This window comes from Kangiella geojedonensis, assembly GCF_000981765.1.
Taxonomy (GTDB): Bacteria; Pseudomonadota; Gammaproteobacteria; order Enterobacterales; family Kangiellaceae; genus Kangiella; species Kangiella geojedonensis.
This window is the reverse complement of record NZ_CP010975.1, coordinates 1,397,640-1,419,838: the sequence shown is the minus strand read 5'-3', so window position 1 is coordinate 1,419,838 and position 22,199 is coordinate 1,397,640. Positions and strand designations below refer to the sequence as shown.

Here is a 22,199-nt window from a genome sequence, read left to right as displayed (position 1 = left end):
CCTTACATTCTAAAGACGCCGAATTTAGTCTCTTCAGCTTCTTTATTCATTGCAACAGATAGGCCTAAGCCTAATACCATGCGCGTGTCAGCTGGATCGATGATGCCATCGTCCCACAAGCGCGCGCTGGAGTAGTAAGGGTGCCCCTGTTTCTCGTATTGATCTTCAATCGGTTTCTTGAACGCTTTTTCTTCGTCTTCTGACCACATTTCTTCGCCACGACGCTCGAAGTTGTCGCGCTTAATTTGTGCCAGAACGTTAGCTGCTTGTTCACCACCCATGACAGAAATACGTGAGTTCGGCCACATCCACAAGAATTTAGGGCTGTAAGCACGACCACACATACCGTAGTTACCGGCGCCGAAACTACCGCCCACAATCACGGTAAATTTAGGGACTTTGGCACAAGCAACGGCAGTTACCATTTTCGCTCCATGCTTAGCAATACCTTCGTTTTCGTACTTACGGCCTACCATGAAGCCGGTGATGTTTTGCAAGAAAACTAAAGGAATGCCTCGCTGTGAACATAACTCGATAAAGTGAGCGCCTTTTTGTGCGGACTCTGAGAACAAAATACCGTTGTTAGCGACGATACCTACGGGGTAACCATGGATGCGTGCAAAACCACAAATTAGGGTCGTACCGTACATGGCTTTAAATTCATCAAGTTCTGAACCGTCAACGACACGAGCAATAATTTCACGAATATCAAAAGGTTTACGAGGATCTTTGTTGATCACGCCATAAAGTTCTTCAGCCGGATACAAAGGCTCGACAGGCTTTTTCACTGTAACGAAAGGTTCTTTTTTACGATTTAAATTCGTCACTACTTGGCGCGCTAATTTTAAAGCGTGCTCATCATTCAATGCATAGTGATCGGTAACACCAGAGTTTTTACAGTGAACGTCAGCGCCACCCAAGTCTTCGCTTGATACCACTTCACCTGTTGCCGCTTTAACCAAAGGAGGGCCACCCAAGAAAATGGTGCCTTGTTCTTTAACGATGATAGACTCATCAGCCATTGCAGGGACATAAGCACCGCCAGCAGTACAAGAACCCATCACCACGGCGATTTGTGGAATGCCCTTAGCAGACATGTTGGCTTGGTTGTAGAAAATACGGCCGAAGTGATCTTTGTCTGGGAATACTTCATCTTGCTGAGGCAAGTTTGCGCCACCTGAATCAACCAAGTAGATACACGGCAGGTTGTTCTCTTCAGCGATTTCCTGAGCACGTAAGTGCTTTTTAATCGTTTCTGGGAAGTAGGTACCACCTTTGACGGTGGCATCATTCGCCACGATCATACACTCGACGCCAGAGACACGACCGATACCAGCGATTAGGCCTGCTGCAGGAACCTTGTTGTCGTACATGTCCCATGCCGCCATTTGTGAAATCTCTAAAAATGGCGAGCCAACATCTAATAGTTTACGAACACGATCACGAGGTAATAGTTTGCCACGTGATAAATGCTTTTCTTGGTATTTTGGGCCACCACCTTGAGTGATGTACTCCATCTTATCGCGTAAGTCATCGACTAAAGCGCTCATGGCTTCAGAGTTTTCGATAAACGATGCGCTACGCGAATTAATCGAAGATTTAATTACTGGCATATTGAATCCTTAGCTTTTAATCGGAGCTAATTGCACGTGCGATGACCATTTTCTGAACTTCGCTCGTACCTTCATAAATTTGTGCAATGCGAACGTCACGATAAATACGTTCAACAGGGTAGTCCTTAAGGTAGCCGTAACCACCGAGTACCTGTATTGCTTCAGAGCAGACTTTTTCTGCGACCTCTGAAGCGAACAGTTTCGCCATGCAAGCTTCTTTCAAACAAGGCTTTTCAGCGTCACGAAGTTGTGCGGCGTTGAGAACCATATTACGCGCTGCTTCAACTTGGGTTGCCATTTCAGCCAGTTTGAACTGGACTGCTTGGTGCTTGAAAATAGGCTTACCAAAAGAGGTTCTGTCTTTGGAATACTCAAGCGCATATTCATAAGCTGCGCGAGCCATACCGACCGCTTGCGCTGCAATTCCAATACGCCCACCCTCAAGGCCGGAAAGTGCGATTTTATAACCTTCACCTTCTTTGCCAAGCAAGTTTGAGGCTGGGATTTTGCAGTCTTCAAACACGATTTGTGCGGTGTCCGAAGCATTCTGGCCCATCTTGTCTTCAATATTGGCGACAATGTATCCAGGCGTATCTGTTGGCACGATAAAGGCACTAATACCTTTTTTGCCAGCGCTAGGGTCGGTTACAGCGAAAACGATAGCAATATCACCATTTTTACCTGAGGTAATAAATTGTTTAACGCCATTGAGCACATAGTGATCACCTTCTTTGACAGCTTTGGTTTTAAGGTCCGCAGCGTCAGAACCAGCATGTGGCTCGGTTAAACAAAAAGCACCCAGAGCTTCACCCGAAGCCATTGGCTTCAAAAACTTTTCTTTCTGCTCGTCGGTACCAAAATTTAAAATCGGCATACAACCTACCGAGTTAGTGACTGAGATCACCGTTGAACAAGCGCCATCGCCAGCTGCAATTTCTTCTAAAACTAAAGCTGCGGCGGTGTAACCAATCTCGCTGCCACCCCATTGCTCGGGGACTAACATGCCGTAAAAACCTAATTCGCCTAGGCCTTGCAAAGCTTCAGCAGGGAAGGTTTTATTTTTGTCCCACTCTTCAGAGAAGGGCGCTATACGTTCTTGAACATAGCCACGAGCCATGTCCTGAATCATTGTTTGTTCTTCTGTCAGAATCATAGTGTCTAATCGCTTTGGTTTAACTTGTCATTCCAAACCGAGGTATTGCCTCGGATTTGGAATCTAAGATCCTGACTTTCGTCAGGATGACAGGGGTTAATTAATAATTTTAAACCAGCTCAATCGCTAATGCTGTTGCTTCGCCGCCGCCAATACACAGTGACGCCACACCTTTAGACTTACCATATTTACGTAATGCCTCAATCAAAGTCACCACGATACGCGTACCAGAACAACCGATAGGGTGGCCCAGTGCACAAGCGCCGCCGTGGACGTTAACTTTTGCATGGTCAAGCTCTAGCTCTTTCATCGCCGCCATAGTGACCACGGCAAAGGCTTCGTTAATTTCAAACAAATCAACGTCGTCTTTTGTCCAGCCAGCTTTTTCCAAAACTTTTTCCATTGCACCAACTGGAGCGATTGTGAATTCCGCTGGGGTACGAGCGTTAGTCGCGTGCGCATGAATTTTTGCCAGAGGCTTAAGGCCACGTTTTTCAGCCTCAGATTGACGCATCATGACTACTGCTGCAGCACCGTCAGAAATAGAGCTAGCGTTTGCCGCTGTTACCGTACCGTCTTTCTTGAACGCAGGGCGTAGGGCAGGGATCTTGTCTGGACGTGCTTTTAAAGGCTGCTCATCAGTATCAACTTCAACATCGCCTTTGCGCGACTTAACGGTTACCGGTGTGATTTCGTTTTTGAACGAACCGTCTTCAATCGCTTTGTTAGCACGAGCTAGTGATTCGATAGCGAAGTTATCTTGGTCTTCACGAGTAAAGCCGTATTTCTCAACCGTCTGCTCAGCGTAAACGCCCATTGCTTGCCCTTCGTAGGCATCTTCTAGGCCATCAAACGCCATGTGATCAAGGGTTTTACCGTGACCGAAACGTTGACCATAGCGGCCTGTAGGTAATAGGTAAGGCGCTAAGCTCATGCTTTCCATACCACCAGCAACCATAACCTCGTTAGTGCCAGCGACTAATAAGTCGTGAGCTAACATGATAGTTTTCATGCCTGAACCACAAACCTTATTCACGGTTGTGGCACCGGTTGTTTTAGGGATGCCTGCGCCAAGTGTCGCTTGACGAGCAGGAGCTTGGCCAACGCCAGCAGGTAAAACACAACCCATGATAACTTCTTGGATATCTTCTGGCTTTAAGGTCGCACGCTCTACGGCTGCTGCGATTGCGTTAGCGCCAAGTTCTGTTGATTTAACAGTAGAAAGAGAGCCGCCGAAACCACCCATTGGTGTTCTAGCTGCGGAGACTATTACGATAGGATCTGACATATTTTCATTCCTCTTTTTTGAACAGTCTGGGCTTGTTATTACTTTGTTAAATAACTTTTTAGTTCCTTGATTACCTATTTGGTAACCTCCGGTACTAAAAAGTTATTTGCCGCGTCCTAACTGCGCCCAATCTGTTCTCTAACTTTTATGGTGTGAGAAGTTAAGTTCGCACACTTCTCTAGTGAGTGAATTTGAACTAAAGCTTCAGTTGTCATTCCCGCAAAAGCGGGCTTCTTTGAAGCTACTAAATTTCTTACAAATTTTGATTTCTAAAGTACCTAGAAGTTCTTTGAGTGAAGTCTAGGCTGTTTCGTTGAATAGCTCACGGCCGATAAGCATTCTGCGAATTTCTGAAGTACCTGCGCCGATTTCATACAACTTAGCGTCACGTAGTAGGCGACCAGTTGGGTACTCGTTGATGTAACCGTTACCACCTAGAATCTGAATTGCGTCCAACGCTAACTTTGTTGCGTTCTCAGCAGCAAATAAAATCGCCGCCGCAGCGTCTTTACGAGTCGTCTCGCCACGGTCACAAGCTTTAACCACTGAGTATACGTAAGCACGGCTGGCGTTCATGGTCGTGTACATATCAGCGACTTTGCCTTGAATTAGCTGGAACTCACCAATCGCTTTACCAAATTGCTTGCGCTCGTGTACGTAAGGAACCACAACGTCCATACAAGCACGCATGATGCCTAGTGGGCCAGCTGAAAGAACGGCACGCTCATAGTCCAAGCCACTCATTAAGATTTTAACACCTTGGTTGACTTCGCCCATGACGTTTTCGACAGGTACTTCACAGTCTTCGAAAACTAATTCACAGGTGTTCGAACCGCGCATACCCAATTTGTCGAGTTTCTGCGCTGTACGGAAGCCTTTCATACCTTTTTCGATAATAAAGGCTGTAATACCTTTGGAGTGAGCTTCCATATCGGTTTTAGCATAAACCACTAGAACGTCAGCTTCTGGACCATTGGTAATCCACATTTTATTACCGTTTAGAACGTAATGATCGCCTTTAAGTTCAGCTTTAAGCTTCATGCCTACAACATCAGAACCCGCGCCTGGCTCAGACATGGCTAAAGCACCAACGTGCTCGCCCGAACAAAGTTTAGGCAAGTACTTTTTCTTTTGTTCTTCATTAGCGTTACGGCGAATCTGGTTAACGCAAAGGTTAGAGTGTGCGCCGTAGCTTAAGCCGATAGAAGCGCTAGCTCGGCTGATTTCTTCCATCGCCACAACATGCTCAAGGTAACCCATGCCAGAGCCACCGTATTCTTCTTCTACAGTGATACCTAACAGGCCAAGATCGCCCAGCTTTTTCCACATCTCATGAGGGAAAAGGTTCTCTTCGTCAGTTTTTTCAGCGATAGGCGCGATTTCTTTTTCTGCAAAGCCGCGAACCATATCGCGGATCATGTCAGCAGTTTCGCCTAGGTCGAAGTTAAGTGATGGATACATGTTATGTCCTCTACTAAATCTTGAATGTTGATTATTCAGGCTGATGGCTGGTCGTTAGCTTTTCTTCCAGCACATCAAATTCATTAAGTAAGTATTTGATATCTTTAAGTTGTTGCTTCAAGGATTCACGACGAACTTTAATTAACTCCAACAAGCGCTCGGTTTGCTTTTGTTCACCTTCCATGCCATAGATATCGATGATTTCTTTAATCTCAGCCAGCGAAAAGCCTAATCGTTTACCCCGTAATATCAGCTGTAAACGTACGCGATCTCGTGCGTTATAGATGCGATGTACGCCACGGCGTAGTGGGGTAATGAGCTTTTCATCCTCATAATGACGTATAGAGCGTGATGTAATCTCAAACTCTTTGGCTAAGTCACTAATGGTGTATTCGGTATTCTCATCGCTCATGAGCATGGTTCCTTAACAATAACCCCGATATTCTAGCTTACCTTTACGCAAACGTAAACTTCGTATCCGATTCGATCACCTTATTCGAGACTGCTCCGAGGAGTTGGTGCAAAACTTTATAGAACGGTCATCATCTTAACTGCGTCAAAACAATAAGATACAAGACTTTTATAGAGTTCACGTGAATAGGGTGAAGTAAGTTTTTAAGACTGAATTTTTATGATGATTTTGTGAACTTTTACTGCAAATGCCCCTCAAAAGGGTGTAATCTGATTAAAAGGTAAACGATTGTATTAGGTAGGTATGGCTCAAATCATCACCACACAATTACAGCTGAAGCGAAATAGTATTAACTAAAGCCGATCACTCTTATGAGTAGTCGGCTTTTTTTATGCTTATCATTTGTCGATAAGCAACTTAAAACAGCAAGACTATAAATTCATAACTATGTGTAAAAAGGGTATGTATCAATGAAAAGACAGAAAAGAGATAAGCTACAAAGAGCTCACGCCAAAGGTTTTCATGCAGCGATGCAAGGTCAATCAAAAGAAGTTTGTCCGCATGAAGATATTAACGCAAAAGAAGAGTGGCTCGGAGGATGGAGAGAGGGGCGCGAGGCCTTTACGCAAAACGGAATGAAAAACTACTTATAAATACTGTATAGCTACAACCAATATAATTAGCCCAGCATATGCTGGGCTTTTTGTTTGACGCCGTTTGTTGTATATTTTCGTCAGTTTTAGGCTTTTATATTAAAACAATAAATAAGGACTCAGGATGAATTCAACAAAATATATCATTGCGTTTCTAATTCTAATATTCTCACTCAGCTCTCAGGCGACTTTTAAGGAAGCCACGGAGTACTACGATAACAAACAATTTCAACAAGCGTTTAGTGAGTTTGAAAAGCTCGCCAAAATAGGTCATAAGCCGTCTCAATTTAACTTAGGAGTGATGTATTTAGAGGGGAGCGGCACTGAACAAGACTTTATTAAGGCACATGCATGGATCAAGCTGTCGGATGAGAATAGTCAGAAGGAAGGCAAATTCCTAGAAGAGGTAGAAGGTCATTTCAAGGAAGATAACTCAATAGAAGAAGCATCTTTACTATATAATTCGCTCAAATCTCAATATGGTCATAACGCTATCATAAAGAGCTATAAGCCCAAACTGACCAAAGAAAAAGTCATAGAGGCAAATAAAGCCAAAGCCGTTAAGACAACTAACCCAGAGTATCCGATTAGAGCTCAATATAAAGGAGTTGAAGGTTGGGTTACTGTTAGTATGCAAGTGTCTCCTTCGGGATACCCTACCGATATGCGGCTTTTAGAGTCTGTCCCCGAAAAAACCTTCGATACAACAGCTCTTAAGGCTTTAAGAAAATGGAGGTTTGAGCCAACTGATGATGATTTTTCTCAGGTTTATAAGTATCGGATGCAGTTTATCTTGGGGGATGATAATTATGAAAGATTGGGTAGTTTAAAAGAGAAAGCAGTAAAAGGTGATCCTAAATCTCAGTACTTATATGGTAAGTACGGATTTCTTGATAGTAGTGTTAATGAAAGCTTTAATCCTACTCTTTGGTACTTTGAATCCGCTAGAAATGGAGTCGTAAATGCTCAGTATGAGGTCGGTAAAAATCTCCTAGAAGGAAAAGGCTGTGAGCCAGATCTCGAAAAAGCGATATCATGGCTAACGATTTCTTCGGCAAGTGGTTATGCACCTTCAAAGTTTGAGTTGTCAAAGTTGAGCTTTGGTAGTGGTAATACCGATAAAGGCGTTGAGTGGCTTAGAGAGGCTTTTGATACGGATGATTTGAACTTCGCATACCGTCTAATTCACTACAGCTTTGAAAATGACATAAAAGATATTGAGCCAGATCTTATAATCTCAAAGCTTGATTTATTGATGGATAAGAAGATCAAAAGTCCAGTAAATGTGTATCGATATTACGCATGGGCATACGCGATAAAGGGCGATTACGAAAAATCATTAGAATACTTAGAAGAAGCCATTGAAAATTTAGAAGATCTTGGCGAAGAGACTATCCCACAGGATATGCTGGATAGACTCGCTATATTAGAGGCTAAAGTCAGCTAAACTCTTGCCTTTTTATGGTGGCTGAGTAAACTACAGCCACCAAATATCTACTGCGAGTGACCCCGTAAGGTCAGAAGCATCATGCAATTACAAGATTTTCATTTCGACCTTCCTGACGAGTTAATCGCTCGTTATCCTACTGAGCAACGCTCTGCCAGTCGTTTATTGCGCTTAAATGGCGAGAGTGGCGAAGTTGCTCACAGTAAGTTCTTCCAACTGGTTGATTTCTTAGAGCCGAATGATTTATTGGTCTTCAACAACACCCGTGTTTTAGCGGCACGCTTGTTTGGCAAAAAATCCAGTGGCGGTCAGGTTGAGATTCTTATCGAGCGAATTGAGTCGGATACAGAGGCTTTAGCTCACGTCAGAGCTAACCGTAGTCCCAAACCTGGAGCAATCTTGGTGCTTGAGGAAGGGACCGAGTTGGAGGTTTTAAGTAAAGATGGTGCTTTATTTGAATTAAGGCTTCTTTCTGGAGACTGGCACAGTGTGATGCAGGCGGTTGGGCATATGCCATTGCCTCCTTACATTGATCGTGAGGATGAGCTATCCGACAAGGAGCGTTACCAAACCGTTTATAGTAAAGTTGAGGGAGCTGTGGCTGCTCCCACAGCTGGTCTGCATTTCGATGATGAGTTGCTCGACAAGATCGCTAATAAGGGTGTTGATACCGCTTTCGTAACACTCCATGTTGGAGCCGGCACTTTTTCACCAGTTCGTGTGGATAATATCCTTGAGCACAAGATGCACTCAGAGTGGTATGAGTTGAGTGAAGAAGTCGCTGAAAAGGTAAAGCGAACCCGAGAAAAGGGTGGCAGAGTGATAGCTGTGGGCACGACTTCAGTTCGATGCTTGGAGTCCGCCTCAACAGAAGGTGGTATCAAGGCTGGTTCTGGAGAAACGGATATCTTTATTTATCCAGGCTACGTATTTCGGTCTGTAGATGCTTTAATCACTAACTTCCATCTTCCAGAATCAACGTTGATGATGCTGGTGAGTGCATTCGCCAGTAGAAAGCATATCTTGGATGCTTATAATGAGGCGGTGAAAGAACAGTATCGCTTTTTCAGCTATGGCGATTCCATGTTTATTACGGCGCCATTCACAGGACAAGATCCTGACATTAATCGTTAAACAGGTTATTTATGAAGTTTGATTTAAATAAAACCGACGGCCAAGCTCGACGAGGTCAGTTAACTTTCGAGCGTGGCACTATCCAAACGCCTGCATTTATGCCTGTTGGGACTTATGGCACTGTTAAAGGGTTAACGCCAGAAGAAATCAAAAGCTTAGGGGCAGAGATTATTTTGGGTAACACCTTCCACTTAATGCTTCGTCCGGGTACCGATATCATAGAGCAACATGGTGACCTGCATGATTTTATGAATTGGGATAAACCTATTCTAACGGACTCAGGTGGCTTCCAAGTGTTTAGCCTGGGTAAGTTACGTAAAATTACAGAAAAGGGGGTTGAATTTCGCTCGCCAGTGAATGGTTCCAAGGTCTTTTTAGGGCCAGAAGAGGCGATGGAAGTTCAGCGTAAGCTGGGTTCTGACATCGTGATGATCTTTGACGAGTGTACGCCTTACCCTGCGACCGAAGCGGAAGCTCGTGAGTCAATGGAGCTGTCATTGCGTTGGGCTAAGCGCAGTAAAGATGCGCATGAGGCAGGCTTTACAGATAAAGAGCCGACCGCGCTTTTCGGTATTGTTCAAGGGGGCATGTACCCACATTTGCGTAAAGAGTCGTTGGAAGGATTGACGGATATTGGTTATGACGGTTATGCGATTGGTGGTTTATCAGTTGGCGAGCCTAAAGATGAAATGCTTAAAGTGTTGAATCACTTAACACCCGAGATGCCGGATGATAAACCCCGCTATTTGATGGGGGTGGGTAAACCCGCTGATATCGTTGAAGCGGTTAGACGTGGTGTGGATATGTTCGATTGTGTGATGCCAACCAGAAACGCTCGTAATGGCCACCTTTTTACTCGCAAAGGGGTTGTAAAACTCCGTAATAGCCACAATAAAACATTCACAGGCCCGTTGGATGAGGTCTGCGAATGTTATACCTGTAAGAATTACAGCCGTGCTTACTTGCATCATCTCGATAAGTGCAACGAAATGCTCGGTGCTAAGCTGAATACCATCCATAATCTTCATTACTATCAAGATCTCATGGACGGATTGCGAAAGGCTATCGAAACAGGTACATTGTCCGACTTTGTAAAAGAATTCTATGCAGCACAGGATAAAGATGTTCCTGAGTTGTAACTTTTTGATTTTAGTTGTTTTAATTTAAACAGAGGTAACAATAAATGTTATTAGCAACAGCAGGTGGTGCAGCGCAAGGTGGCGGTTTAATGAGCTTCTTAGTGATGTTCGTACCATTAATCTTAATCATGTACTTCATGATGATTCGTCCGCAACAGAAAAAAATGAAGCAGCATAAAGAAATGATGGGCGGCCTAGAGAAAGGCGACGAAGTGATGACTACTGGTGGCATCATCGGTAAAGTGAGCAAAATTAAAGAAGACTATGTGGTTTTGAGCCTATCTGAAGGAATGGAAATTAAATTCCAAAAAGCTTCAATTGCGCAAACGCTTCCAAAAGGCACCATCAAATCTATTGAAGAGTAATACTGTAAGCCCGGCAAATGTCGGGCTTTCTCGTATTTGAAGAGCTTATAACAACAGGCAAAATTATGTTCGTCAATCAACCAAATCAACAGCAACTACCGATCAATACTTACCCAAAGTGGAAGTACGTGTTAATCGTTATTGTGTTGGCTCTAGCGTTTTTATACGCCGCGCCAAACATTTTCGGTAAAGACCCAGCGGTTCAAATATCCGGCTTAAGAGATGCGGTAATCACTCAGCAGCAATTTGAAGACATTGAAGCAGCATGGCAAGAAAATAATGTTGAGCCTACCAGCGTCAAACCTTCAACAGTAGGTGAGGAAGGTGTTCAGCAAATCATAGCTCGTTTCAAAAAGGATGCGGATCAGTTAAAGGCGCGTGAATTAGCTAATGATGTTCTTAACCCAACATTAGAGAATCAAAATTACGTTACTGCCTTAAACCTGGCTCCTGCGACGCCTGAGTGGTTAGCTAACCTGGGTGGCGAGCCGATGAAGCTAGGTCTTGATTTAAGAGGTGGTATTCACTTCTTAATGCAGGTTGATATGGAGCAGGCGTTGAAGCGCCAACAAGACCAGTTACGCCGAGACTTTATTGATACTTTAACGGAGCAAGAGCCGTCAATTCGTGGCCGTGTTGAGCCAATCGAAAATGGCATGTTGCTGAGTTTCCGTAATCAAGATGATGCTGAGAGAGCTTACGAGGCATTATTTAAAGATCATACGGGTCGGATTGATTTACAGTTGTCTGAGAAGGGTGGCCGCCCGATTATACGCGGTACTTTGAACCAGCAGATGCTCCAGGAAATACAGAATAATGCGATTAATCAAAACCGTATTATCTTAAGTACGCGAGTCAACTCACTTGGTGTTGCCGAGCCGTTGATCCAGCGCCAAGGTGCTGATCGCATCGTGGTTCAGTTACCGGGCGTCCAAGATTCAGCATTAGCTAAGCAAATTTTAGGGGCTACAGCGAGCTTGGAATTCCGCTTAGTCAACCATGAGGCGGATGTTGTTTCGGCTCAAAATGGTCGAGTCCCTCCTGGCAGCAAACTATTTGATTCTGAGTATGGCCCAATCGTTGTATTCGACGAAGTAGAAGTGTCTGGTGAACACCTAACCAATGCAACTGCCAGCTATGACCCTCAAACCAACGAGCCTATTGTTTCGGTACGTTTGGACGGTGAAGGCGGTTCAAAAATGACGCGTACCACCACGGCGAATGTCAATAATCAGTTAGCGATGATTCTGAAAGAATCACGACCGATATTCGATATTAAAGATGGTAAGCGTGTATTGGTGGGCTCCGAATTGGAAGAGCGCCTAATCAGCGCACCTAATATCAACGGACCTTTTGGTAGCCGTTTCCAGATTACGGGCCGTTTTACCGAAGCAGAAACTCGTGACTTAGCGACTAAGCTACGCTCCGGTGCCTTAATTGCACCAACATTCATTGTCGAAGAAAGAACTATCGGTGCTACATTAGGTGAAGAGAATATCAAAAAAGGTGTTACTTCAGTCATTATCGGTTTCGCCTTAGTTCTTGCTTTCATGCTGGTTTACTACAAGCTGTTCGGATTAGTGGCTAATGTGGCGTTAACGCTAAACCTTGTGATGATTGTTTGCGTGATGTCGCTCATGGGAGCAACTCTGACGTTACCAGGCATTGCAGGTATCGTTTTGACCGTTGGTATGGCCGTTGATGCAAACGTTCTAATCTTTGAGCGTATTCGTGAAGAGTTACGAGCTGGTGTGCGTCCGGCGCAAGCTATTGATAAAGGTTACGGTCATGCTTTATCGACCATTGCAGATGCTAATATCACGACCGCTATCGCAGCTATTATTCTCTTCGCGATTGGTACAGGTCCAGTTAAAGGTTTTGCTATCACATTATTCATCGGTATTTTGACCTCTATGTTCACTGCGATTTTTGTGAGCCGAGGCATCGTTAACCTGATGTATGGTGGTAGAACCGTTAAGAAGTTATCAATATAGGTAGAGGTGACATATGCAAATATTAAATAAAGAGACCAATATTGATTTCTTGAAATTGCGTAAGTTCGCAATGGTGTTATCTATATTGTTAATTGTGGGTTCCATCACTTCGTTCTTCACTAAAGGTTTAAACTACGGTTTAGACTTTACGGGTGGCACTTTAATTGAAGTAGGTTATGAACAAGATGCAGACATACCGAAAATACATGACCAACTAGAAGCAATCGATATTAATGGTGCGGTAGTGCAAAACTTCGGTTCTGCAAAAATCGTCCAAATTCGTATGCCACAACAAGACCATATCGAAAACGCCAAAGTGGGTGATGAAGTATTAGCGGCTTTACGCTCTGGTGGAGAATCGGTAACTAAACGAGATCAATCGTTTGTAGGGCCTGTTATTGGTGAAGAGTTGAAAGAGAAGGGCGGCTTGGCAATGATTGTTGCTCTGATCTGTATCATGATCTATGTAGCGCTTCGCTTTGAGTGGAAGTTTTCGGTTGGCTCTGTGATTGCTCTTGCTCATGATGTGATCATTATTATTGGCTTTTTCTCAATCACTGCAGTAGAGTTTGATTTAACCGTATTAGCGGCGCTTCTAGCGGTTATTGGTTACTCGTTAAACGATACGATTGTAGTGTTTGACCGTATCCGTGAGAATTTCTTAAGAATGCGTAAAGGTACTTCGGAAGATGTTGTTAATACATCGTTGAATCAAACCTTATCACGCACCTTGATGACGTCTATAACAACTTTGCTAGTACTCTTAGCGTTGTTCTTCTATGGCGGACAAACGATTCACTCTTTCGCTGAAGCATTGATCGTGGGTGTATTTATTGGTACTTACTCTTCAATTTATGTAGCAAGCCCTGTCGCTTTGTTACTCGGTGTCAAAAAAGAAGATTTAATGCCACCGGAAGTAGAAAAAGAAGGCGAAGAGTTCGATATGCCTTAGTTAACAATGACGTAAGTTATTAGGAAGTTTGATATTTTCCTTAGACGGCTTAGAATGAAAGTTCTAGGCCGTTTTTTATAGGAGAGAGAAGCGTGGCAGATGAAGCTTCTAAAGAAGAGTCCGTTGATACGAGCAGCAAAGTCGCTGAGGAAATGTTCAGTGACATTAAATCTAATTTACCAGATGCCATTGCTCCTTTTTGGCAGAGCTTAGAGTCGAACCCTTGGCTTTTAGCCGCTGCAGTCATAGCGGTCGGTATTATCATTGCCAAGCTTGCTCAGTGGCTATTTCGAAGCATTCTTGGAAAACTAGCCAGCAAAACTAAAGGCGACTTTGATGATCAGTTACTGAAAATAGTAGCAAAGGGGCTTTACTCGATAATTTTTTATTTGTCGCTATTACTAGCAATCGAAGCGCTACAGTTCTCTCCTGCATTTGATACTTTCTTGAAACGCTTTGTGGTGACTCTATTAATCATTTCGATGATGACAAAGACCCTAAAAGTCACACGACTCTCTCTAGAAGCATTTTCTCAGAATCATCAGCGCTTTAAATTTATTGAGGAGCGCACAATACCCATTTTGGATATTACCACCAAGATACTTATTGTTGGTGCTGGCTTATATATTCTGATCTTATCGTGGGGCGTTAACCCAACAGCTTGGCTAGCCTCTGCCGGTATTGTTGGTATCGCTGTTGGTTTTGCGGCAAAAGATACATTAGCAAATTTATTTTCAGGTTTTTTCATTGTCGCGGATTCACCCTATAAATTAGGCGACTATATAATCCTTGATACAGGTGAGCGAGGTCGGGTTACGCACGTTGGTATCCGTAGTACTCGCTTGCTAACTCGAGATGATGTCGAAGTGACGGTTCCAAACTCAGTCATGGGGAATGCGAAAATTGTTAATGAAAGTGGCGGCCCTTGGGAAAAGACACGAATTCGCATCGATGTTGGAGTTTCTTACGATAGTGATTTAGAAGAGGTTCACGATGTTCTTATGGAAATGGCTTCTAACCATCCGGATCTGTGCAGTAATCCTGAGCCCCGCGTTCGGTTTAGAAGTTTTGCTGGCTCCAGTATAGACTTACAGTTGATGGCGTGGATTGAAAGACCGGAACAGAAAGGTTTGATTTCTCATAAACTCATCATGAAAATCCATCAGTTATTTAATGAGAAAGGTATTGAGATACCTTACAGTAAACAGGACTTATATGTTAAAGAATGGCCTAATTCTCCTCAGTAGTTTTAGTTTAGTCTTATCGGCGCCAGTGGTCCAAGCGGCTGGTAATAGTGAGAATGAGACTACTGAACAGTATTACGAGGGGTGTGGCTTAAACAAGAAGTCTCGTGCGCTGGCGAAACTTATACGAGAAGACCAAGATCAGTTGAGAAAGTCCCTTAGCTGCAGTAGTTTGTTAAGCAAAATTGCACAAAAGAAAGCTGAAGAGATGGCTGAGGCTGGTAAGGTGACGCATTATGGGGTTTGGGGTTCTCCCAATGAGCGTCTTATCAAAGAAGGCTATAGGCTGGATATTCCTGAGGATGCTGTGGGCTCGAACTATGTTGAAGCTGTGCAGGGTGGCGAAGGGATTCCAGAAACTGTTCTGGATAGGTTTAAAAACTCCTATCAACACAGGGTGCACCTTTTTGGTGAACACGATTTTTTCTTAGCTCAAGATCAAATGGGGGTCGGTTATGCTTATAACTGGGAAAGCCCCCACGTTGATTATTGGGTTGTATACATCGCTAGAGAGAAAGCTTCAGCTGAAAATACTAAAGCCGATGAAAAATAGTCCCTTTGCTATTATGATGTTTTACTAGCCATCGAAGCTGAGTTAACGCGATAACAGGGCACATAGTTTTCAGCATTCAGCTTCATGCGTTTCTGAGTAACAAATGATTCAAGTAACGCATCAAGCTGATCCATAATGTGGGTATCACCGGTAATTTGGTAAGGACCATGCTTACTCACTTCTTGAATACCCTGTTCTTTGACATTCCCAGATACTATTCCTGAGAATGCTTTTCGCAAGTTTGCTGCCAAAAGGTGCAGCGGTTGATCAGCACTTAGATTGAGTTTGCTCATATTCTCATGAGTTGGTATAAATTCTTCTTGGAAGTCCCATAGAATTTCTAGCTGCCAATTAAAGTGGTAAGCATCATGCACCTCTTTTCTATATTGTCTAACTTCAGCGATGCCTTTTTGGATCGCTCTTGCAACAGACACCGGATCATCAATGATGATTTGATATTTTGATTGTGCCTTTTGACCAAGAGTGTCTCCAATAAACCTATCGATATGCTCAAAGTATGCAGCGCTCTCTTTAGGCCCTGTAAAAATTAAAGGGAAGGGGGTATCTGCGTTATCAGGATGTAATAAGATACCAAGGATATATAAAATCTCTTCAGCTGTTCCCACCCCACCAGGAAAAACAACGAATCCATGACCTAGTCTAACAAATGCCTCTAATCGCTTTTCGATATCAGGCATGACAATTAGCTCATTAACGATCGGGTTGGGAGATTCTGCTGCAATAATTCCTGGTTCGGTAATACCAACATAGCGGGCATTATTAATGCGTTGCTTGGAGTGACCAATTAAAGCGCCTTTCATGGGGCCTTTCATGGCCCCAATGCCGCAACCTGTAATTATATCAAAGCCTCTAAGGCCTAATCGATAGCCGACTTCTTTAGTATATTGATATTCAAACTCAGGAATGGCGTGCCCACCCCAGCAAACGACCATATTAGGATCCGTACCTGAGCGCAAAGCTTTGGCATTCCTTAAGATATGAAATATAGCGTTAGTACAGCCATTGCTCGAATTAAAGTCTATTCTAGAGTTTGACTCTAGTTCTTGCTTTAGGAACACAATATCACGCAAAACGCTGAATACTTGTTCTTTCAGCCCTTGGATCATAAACCCATCAACTAAAGCTGTCGTCGGAGCATTCTTTATTTTGAGTTTAACGCCTTTATTAAGAGGGACAACGTCCACGTCGAAGTTCTTTAACTGTTCTTTGTGATAGCTAATTTCATCGGTAACTTGTGTGCTGTTTAAAACGGCTAACACACACTTCTTAAATAATTCATGGTCTCCGTCTTTAGAGTGCTCACTAAGCCGGGCAATCTCATCGTTGGTAAGAAGTTCTAGGCCTGACTCGGCAGTAATTTCAATATCTATATGCTTCATTTATATTATCTAAGTTTGTAATGCTTGCTAGCTATCACTGTAGAGTAATCTAAAACCGCAAGCAACTTCTTTAGTATTAAAGGTTTATGTCATTAACTGGTTACTTTGAACATTTCTGCTGTAACTTTGCAGACTGATGTTTTACCGTTACTCGTCCTGATTTACTGACCACTAAAGCTCGGTTAAAAGAGGGGGTATTATGGCAAAGGTATAAAGTTCCATTTTGATGATGCGTGTATCCTGTAGGCGATATAGTCAGACCTGATTTGTTTTGAAAAGCCGACCATTTAGCAAACAAAAAGTTAGCTTTTAATGTTACTCCATGCAAATGTTGTTTAGACTCGTTGCTTAGGACAATGATCTCTTTCCAGTTTTTCGAGCAAAGTTGTTCACTTGATTTGCCACAGATGGTTATAAATATTTTCTGTGATATAGCCTTGCTTCTTGCTGTTTGGATAATATTTGTAATAGTAAAGACATCACTTTCCACTTTATTCTTTTCTACCATTTGTGATAAAGCCGGTATTGAAAGGGCACAGGTCAGCGAGACAATGACTAATGTGACTAATAGTTCTATCAGGGTAAATCCTTTTACCACGGTGATTCCTTCATTGACAATGTAGTTCGCTAGTTAAGTTAGTCGACTTCTAGGGTTATGTCATTAGGAGATATGAGTGGTCGTTTGTAAGATATCTCGGAGCCGGCTAGGGAGAATTACTGAATTCCCAGCTTCTTCATTTTGTAACGAATGGTTCTAAAGCTTATTTTTAGAATTTTCGCTGCTTCAGTCCGGTTCCAACGAGTTTGTTCAAGGGCTTTTTCGATTTCTTGTTTTTCTATCTCTTCAAGATATTTTTCAAGTGGCATGTTACCTCTGCCGTTACTCTTAATGGAATGCTCTACCTTGTTAGAGGTGCCAGCATTTATCAGTATAATATCTTCTGCTTCTATCCGTTTATTGCTAGCAAGTGTCGTTGCCTTAAAAAGGACATTTTCCATTTCCCTGTAATTGTAAGGGAAACTATGATTTCTGAGCTTCTCTAAAGCCTTAGGGCTTAGCTCCTTGTCGCAATTGAAGTCTTGCAAGTATGAGTTAATGATTGCTTCAAAATCTTGTTCGCGTTTATTGAGGCTTGGAATATCAAAATTAATAACATTAATTCTGAAATATAAATCTTCCCTCAATAAGCCTTGTCCAACCAAGTCACTTAGCTCGATCTCACTACAGACTATAATTCTGATGTCTAATTGAGTCGGGTCCGACTCATTTTCATGAAGGAGGCTTTTGTCTTCTATTAGTTGCAAGAAGCGCTTCTGTAATGGTTGAGAGAGCAGATGTAGGTTACTAATTACTAGCGTACCTTGATCTGCTTCTGATAAATATGAGTTCGTGGCTTGGGTGTTGTTAAATAGAATCTGCTCGTGGTTATCAATAGAATGCGCTTCAAAGTCTAAAAATAAAAGAGGACTATCAGCGCGCGAACTTTGTTGATGAATAACTTTTGCTAGGACTTCTTTTTCAGTGCCGGGCTCTCCAACTATAACGACAGGAGCTTGTGAGCCTTTAACTTTTGTTAGCTTATTTCTTAGCTCCACAGCGTGGCTATCACTTCCAGTCAGGACTTTGTAGATAGGCTCTTTCTTTGGCTCTTGCTTACTCTGGTTAAATTTAAAGGCGTGCTTTAATAATTGTCGCAGGTGGTTGAGATCAATTGGTTTTGAAAGAAAGTCGAATGCTCCAAGTTTCATGGCTTCAATAGCTTTCTCTGTGCTACTGTAAGCTGTTATCACAGCGATGGGCATGTCTGGATAATGTCGCTTGCAGTATTCAACCATTTCAAGCCCATCGCCGTCTGGCAACTTTAAATCTGTTAAACAAAAGTCAAAACGCTCGCTCTCTAAATTCTCTTTCGCTTCTGTTAGATCCTTGCAGCTGATTACATCAAGCTTCATTTGGACCAAGGTCATTGTTAATAAGTGCCGAATATCAGCTTCATCATCAATCAGTATGACTTTTGGTTTACGTTCACTCATTACGAATCCCTGTTAGTTATAACTGTCAAAACTGATTCTAAAGCAAGCTCCACCGAACGCGACAGGTATACAGTCAAGTCGTGCCTGATTAGCTTCACATAACTCTTTTGAAATATAGAGTCCCAAGCCTGTACCGTCATGTGCCGTTGTATAAAAAGGCTCAAATATTTTCTCTTTTTGTTCCAGTGTGACACCTGTTCCTTCATCAATAACATCTAGGAAAAGATCCTCGCTGACCGGATCTTGCCCCGCAGCGATGTGAAGACGATATTCTTTGGTGTTGATGTAACTGAATTTAAGACCATTATCGAATAAGTTGGACAAAACCTGCTTTAGCTGCCCTTGGTCAAAAGCCACCATGAGTTCCTCATCAATTTCTTCTAACGTAATAACAGGCTCAAACTTTAGGCCCTGAGCATATTCTTTGATAAAACGTTTAACGAACCGGTTGAGTACAATCGCTTCTCTGTTTGGCGGCTTACTCTTAGATACTTTTTGTACATTTTCAATGATTTCATTAATACGTTTTGATTGACGTTGAATAATCTCTATCAGCTGACTATCTTCACTCGGAATGTAATCCTTTTCAGCTAATAAGGCCGTTGCCTGACTTACCGCGCTCAGCGGGTTTTTTACTTCATGAGCGATATTAGCGGTAAGTTGCCCTAAGGACGCTAATTTCAATTGATGGGCTCTTTTCATAACTTCAGAATAATTATCTAAAGTAATTAAAATTCGCTCTCCCTCAACCAGGGGTATAAACCGTGGTAGTAACTGGGGGCCCGTATTTGTTGTTCTGAAGGGGAGACCTTCCTCGGGTTCAAGCCCATGAGCCGTAGACTTTTGGTCTTTTCGAACCTTTGAAAGCTGGTAAGAAAGCTCGTCGGCAACAAGCTTCAATGGTTTTCCAATCGGGTTCTCTGGAAGCCCAAGACCGTACCATGCGGTTTGATTAATATGTTGAATCGTATTACCTGAGTCGATGACAATGACACCACGATTCATTTTATCGATAATTTGCTTGTTGAGTTGGTGCATCCTATGAATAGATTGGCTTTGCTCCAAAGTCTCAACCTCATAGTCAGTCATTCGTCTTGCTAATATATTAGCAAGCACTGTAACAGCTAAAATTCCTGCAATTTGTAGACTTAAGTCTGAAAAGTCTGAAATTGAAATGTCGTCTTCACGATAATAGCGAATTAAAATAACGGCTCCACAGGCAAATAAACCATAAAGTAATCCTCCTCTATGTCTCGTCAAGAAGAGGCCAACGATTGAGACTAGAGACATCATTAAAATATAAATGGCGGTATTTTGGTTGCCGGAGTAGGCCAACAAAGCGATAAAGACAATATCAATTAAGGGGTGACTGAGTGCTTGGATTCGAAACTGGTGCTCAACAAAGGCCATAAATAACAGCAAATTAGCTATAATTAAATAGCTAATAGCGACCGAAGTGTAGGTGTCTACATCATATAAGTTCACTTCAGCATTGAAGATATAAGGTAAAAGCAATAACAATAAGGCTAATACCAGTCTTACGACAGAGTAGTACCTGAGAAACTGCCACCCAAACTCAATTTTTTTGTTATTATTTAACACTAAATATCCTTTATAACTTGTTGTCATAGCACAGATTAAGTCTTGTGCCGTTTCTTTTCAAGTTTTGAGTCTTTAAGACTTTGAAAAGCGACATAATTATTAGACAATAGACAGATAACTTTGAATAGAGAAAGTCAATGCGTGTAGCTCTTGCGCAAAATAACTATACCGTGGGCGATATTCGCCACAACCTTAATTTAATTAAATCGTCCATTGAGCAAGCTCAAAGCGCCCAGGCCGATGTCGTTGTTTTTTCTGAGTTAGCACTCTCAGGGTATCCACCTGAAGATTTACTGCTTCGTTCGGACTTGTTTGGACTGATTGAAGATGCGCTGAATGAGCTGGAGTCATTAAACTCAGAGGTAGCGGTTGTTGTTGGCCACCCGAGGCGTGAGGCTGGTAAAACGTACAATTCAGCGAGTTTCATCCATAAAGGTGAAACGCTTCTCTGCTACGACAAGCAACTTTTACCGAATTACTCTGTTTTCGATGAAAAACGTTACTTTACTCCGGCATCTGATTGCCCAGTTATTAGTTTTAAAGGCGTAAATATTAGCATTCTGATTTGCGAGGACTTGTGGTTTAAAGAGCCTGCACAAGTCGCAAAGCTAGCAGGAGCAGAGTTAGTATTAAGCCCGAATGCTTCGCCTTATTATTACGGTAAGGCCCCTGTTCGCGGTGATGAAATGGCTAGCAGGGCAAAAGAAAACAATATTCCTGTCATCTATGTTAACCAAGTCGGCGGGCAAGACGAGCTAATTTTTGATGGTTGTTCTAGCGCCTATAACTCTTGCGGAGAGAGTATTTTTACGGCAGCAGAAATGGCAGAAGACTTCGCTTGTGTCGACTTTGATAAAGCGACCAACAGGCTAACATCTTTGCAGCCCAGCTCACGTCAATGGGATGACGAGGAAGAAATTTGGCAGGCTCTTGTATTGGGTGTTAAAGATTATGTCAAAAAAAATGGCTTTCCCGGAGCGCTATTAGGATTATCCGGTGGTATAGACTCAGCAGTGACCCTTGCGGTGGCTGTGGATGCTCTAGGAAAAGATAATGTTAACGCTGTCATGATGCCCTTCAAATACACGTCGACTATGAGTATCGAGGACGCAAAAGAAGAGGCTGAAGCTCTTGGCGTGGATTTCGATGTTATCTCTATTGAGCCTATCTACGAAGCTTTCATGCAGCAAATGGCTGGGCAGCTTGCCGGTACGCAGCTTGATACTACCGAGCAAAATATTCAAGCTCGTTGCCGAGGCACGATTTTGATGGGGTTATCGAATAAGTTTGGGCGCTTAGTGTTAACGACGGGTAATAAATCAGAAGTGGCCGTTGGCTATTGCACGCTTTACGGTGACATGGCGGGGGGCTTCGACGTTTTAAAAGATGTCTCTAAAACTATGGTGTATAAGCTAGCAAAGTATCGTAATACAGTGTCTGAAGTTATCCCAGAACGTGTTATCACAAGGCCACCTTCGGCTGAGTTGGCGCCGGACCAAAAAGATGAAGATAATTTGCCTCCTTATGATATTTTAGACGGTATTCTTGAGGCTTATGTTGAGAATGATAGTAGCATTTCTGATATTGTTGCATTAGGCTACGATGAAGCAACGGTAAGGCGTGTGATCCGTTTAGTGGATATCAATGAGCACAAGCGCCGCCAAGCGCCACCAGGAATACGAATTAGCTCGAGAGCTTTTGGTCGTGATAGACGATACCCCATCACGTCAGGCTTTGGACGACAATTTAAGTAGG

Annotated in this window: 19 protein-coding genes; 10 read left to right on the top strand and 9 right to left on the bottom strand. The window is 42.8% G+C overall.

Translation table 11 applies throughout. The features are described 5' to 3' along the window. Positions 1–2 precede the first annotated feature (2 nt). From TQ33_RS06325 to TQ33_RS06305, 5 genes are all read right to left on the bottom strand, one after another. A complete protein-coding gene (locus tag TQ33_RS06325; protein WP_046561303.1) occupies positions 3–1,613 on the bottom strand; it encodes a carboxyl transferase domain-containing protein in 1,611 nt (536 codons plus the stop codon). A gap of 16 nt (positions 1,614–1,629) precedes the next feature. Next, positions 1,630–2,766 (bottom strand): acyl-CoA dehydrogenase family protein, encoded by a 1,137-nt coding sequence (locus TQ33_RS06320; protein WP_046561302.1) that lies wholly within the window; start codon positions 2,764–2,766, stop codon positions 1,630–1,632. Between the two features lie 109 nt (positions 2,767–2,875). Beyond that, entirely contained in the window at positions 2,876–4,054 is a 1,179-nt protein-coding gene (locus TQ33_RS06315) for an acetyl-CoA C-acyltransferase (protein ID WP_046561301.1), read from the bottom strand. Between the two features lie 300 nt (positions 4,055–4,354). After that, a complete protein-coding gene (locus TQ33_RS06310) occupies positions 4,355–5,515 on the bottom strand; it encodes an isovaleryl-CoA dehydrogenase (RefSeq protein WP_046561300.1) in 1,161 nt (386 codons plus the stop codon). A gap of 31 nt (positions 5,516–5,546) precedes the next feature. Further along, positions 5,547–5,927, bottom strand: coding sequence for a MerR family transcriptional regulator (locus tag TQ33_RS06305; RefSeq protein ID WP_084616934.1), 381 nt, complete (start codon positions 5,925–5,927; stop codon positions 5,547–5,549). A 470-nt stretch (positions 5,928–6,397) separates the two neighbouring features. Here TQ33_RS06305 and rmf point away from each other — a divergent pair, with 470 nt between their 5' ends. From rmf to TQ33_RS06260, 9 genes are all read left to right on the top strand, one after another. After that, on the top strand, positions 6,398–6,580 hold the full coding sequence (rmf, locus tag TQ33_RS06300) for a ribosome modulation factor (RefSeq protein WP_046561298.1): 183 nt from the start codon (positions 6,398–6,400) through the stop codon (positions 6,578–6,580). A 124-nt stretch (positions 6,581–6,704) separates the two neighbouring features. Further along, positions 6,705–8,027 (top strand): TonB family protein, encoded by a 1,323-nt coding sequence (locus TQ33_RS06295; RefSeq protein ID WP_046561297.1) that lies wholly within the window; start codon positions 6,705–6,707, stop codon positions 8,025–8,027. Between the two features lie 81 nt (positions 8,028–8,108). Continuing rightward, a complete protein-coding gene (queA, locus tag TQ33_RS06290) occupies positions 8,109–9,161 on the top strand; it encodes a tRNA preQ1(34) S-adenosylmethionine ribosyltransferase-isomerase QueA (protein ID WP_046561296.1) in 1,053 nt (350 codons plus the stop codon). 11 nt (positions 9,162–9,172) lie between these two features. Continuing rightward, positions 9,173–10,300 (top strand): tRNA guanosine(34) transglycosylase Tgt, encoded by a 1,128-nt coding sequence (gene tgt, locus TQ33_RS06285; protein WP_046561295.1) that lies wholly within the window; start codon positions 9,173–9,175, stop codon positions 10,298–10,300. Between the two features lie 44 nt (positions 10,301–10,344). Next, positions 10,345–10,665, top strand: coding sequence for a preprotein translocase subunit YajC (gene yajC / locus TQ33_RS06280; RefSeq protein ID WP_046561294.1), 321 nt, complete (start codon positions 10,345–10,347; stop codon positions 10,663–10,665). Between the two features lie 65 nt (positions 10,666–10,730). Further along, positions 10,731–12,659, top strand: a complete 1,929-nt coding sequence (secD, locus tag TQ33_RS06275) for a protein translocase subunit SecD (RefSeq protein ID WP_046562347.1) — start codon at positions 10,731–10,733, stop codon at positions 12,657–12,659. 13 nt (positions 12,660–12,672) lie between these two features. Then, positions 12,673–13,611, top strand: coding sequence for a protein translocase subunit SecF (gene secF / locus TQ33_RS06270; protein WP_046561293.1), 939 nt, complete (start codon positions 12,673–12,675; stop codon positions 13,609–13,611). 92 nt (positions 13,612–13,703) lie between these two features. Continuing rightward, the gene (locus TQ33_RS06265) at positions 13,704–14,858 is read left to right on the top strand and encodes a mechanosensitive ion channel family protein (RefSeq protein WP_052735226.1); all 1,155 of its coding nucleotides are present in this window, start codon (positions 13,704–13,706) and stop codon (positions 14,856–14,858) included. Next, positions 14,827–15,408, top strand: a complete 582-nt coding sequence (locus TQ33_RS06260; protein WP_052735225.1) for a CAP domain-containing protein — start codon at positions 14,827–14,829, stop codon at positions 15,406–15,408. The genes TQ33_RS06265 and TQ33_RS06260 overlap by 32 nt, the downstream gene beginning before the upstream one ends. Before the next feature lie 11 nt (positions 15,409–15,419). Here TQ33_RS06260 and ppnN read toward each other — a convergent pair whose 3' ends face one another. From ppnN to TQ33_RS06240, 4 genes are all read right to left on the bottom strand, one after another. Further along, complete coding sequence (gene ppnN, locus TQ33_RS06255) at positions 15,420–16,808, bottom strand: nucleotide 5'-monophosphate nucleosidase PpnN (RefSeq protein WP_046561292.1); 1,389 nt, start codon at positions 16,806–16,808, stop codon at positions 15,420–15,422. Positions 16,809–16,908: 100 nt separating this feature from the next. Further along, positions 16,909–17,406 carry a GspH/FimT family pseudopilin gene (locus TQ33_RS06250; RefSeq protein WP_052735224.1) on the bottom strand — a complete coding sequence of 166 codons (498 nt, stop codon included), beginning with the start codon at positions 17,404–17,406 and terminating at the stop codon, positions 16,909–16,911. Between the two features lie 116 nt (positions 17,407–17,522). Continuing rightward, entirely contained in the window at positions 17,523–18,842 is a 1,320-nt protein-coding gene (locus TQ33_RS06245; RefSeq protein ID WP_046561290.1) for a sigma-54-dependent transcriptional regulator, read from the bottom strand. A 12-nt stretch (positions 18,843–18,854) separates the two neighbouring features. Next, positions 18,855–20,444: a sensor histidine kinase gene (locus TQ33_RS06240; RefSeq protein ID WP_046562344.1), complete on the bottom strand. Its 1,590-nt coding sequence runs from the start codon at positions 20,442–20,444 to the stop codon at positions 18,855–18,857. 137 nt (positions 20,445–20,581) lie between these two features. Between TQ33_RS06240 and TQ33_RS06235 the strand changes: the two genes are divergently transcribed. Further along, positions 20,582–22,198: an NAD+ synthase gene (locus TQ33_RS06235; RefSeq protein ID WP_046561289.1), complete on the top strand. Its 1,617-nt coding sequence runs from the start codon at positions 20,582–20,584 to the stop codon at positions 22,196–22,198. Position 22,199 lies beyond the last annotated feature (1 nt).

Excerpts from the sequence above, each read along its gene's own strand:
- TQ33_RS06325 (WP_046561303.1), bottom strand. The coding sequence starts at position 1,613 with ATGCCAGTAATTAAATCTTCGATTAATTCGCGTAGCGCATCGTTTATC.
- queA (WP_046561296.1), top strand. The coding sequence starts at position 8,109 with ATGCAATTACAAGATTTTCATTTCGACCTTCCTGACGAGTTAATCGCT.
- TQ33_RS06310 (WP_046561300.1), bottom strand. The coding sequence starts at position 5,515 with ATGTATCCATCACTTAACTTCGACCTAGGCGAAACTGCTGACATGATC.
- yajC (WP_046561294.1), top strand. The coding sequence starts at position 10,345 with ATGTTATTAGCAACAGCAGGTGGTGCAGCGCAAGGTGGCGGTTTAATG.
- TQ33_RS06305 (WP_084616934.1), bottom strand. The coding sequence starts at position 5,927 with ATGAGCGATGAGAATACCGAATACACCATTAGTGACTTAGCCAAAGAG.
- ppnN (WP_046561292.1), bottom strand. The coding sequence starts at position 16,808 with ATGAAGCATATAGATATTGAAATTACTGCCGAGTCAGGCCTAGAACTT.
- tgt (WP_046561295.1), top strand. The coding sequence starts at position 9,173 with ATGAAGTTTGATTTAAATAAAACCGACGGCCAAGCTCGACGAGGTCAG.
- TQ33_RS06295 (WP_046561297.1), top strand. The coding sequence starts at position 6,705 with ATGAATTCAACAAAATATATCATTGCGTTTCTAATTCTAATATTCTCA.
- TQ33_RS06315 (WP_046561301.1), bottom strand. The coding sequence starts at position 4,054 with ATGTCAGATCCTATCGTAATAGTCTCCGCAGCTAGAACACCAATGGGT.
- TQ33_RS06235 (WP_046561289.1), top strand. The coding sequence starts at position 20,582 with ATGCGTGTAGCTCTTGCGCAAAATAACTATACCGTGGGCGATATTCGC.
- secF (WP_046561293.1), top strand. The coding sequence starts at position 12,673 with ATGCAAATATTAAATAAAGAGACCAATATTGATTTCTTGAAATTGCGT.
- TQ33_RS06320 (WP_046561302.1), bottom strand. The coding sequence starts at position 2,766 with ATGATTCTGACAGAAGAACAAACAATGATTCAGGACATGGCTCGTGGC.
- rmf (WP_046561298.1), top strand. The coding sequence starts at position 6,398 with ATGAAAAGACAGAAAAGAGATAAGCTACAAAGAGCTCACGCCAAAGGT.
- secD (WP_046562347.1), top strand. The coding sequence starts at position 10,731 with ATGTTCGTCAATCAACCAAATCAACAGCAACTACCGATCAATACTTAC.
- TQ33_RS06260 (WP_052735225.1), top strand. The coding sequence starts at position 14,827 with ATGTTAAAGAATGGCCTAATTCTCCTCAGTAGTTTTAGTTTAGTCTTA.
- TQ33_RS06245 (WP_046561290.1), bottom strand. The coding sequence starts at position 18,842 with ATGAGTGAACGTAAACCAAAAGTCATACTGATTGATGATGAAGCTGAT.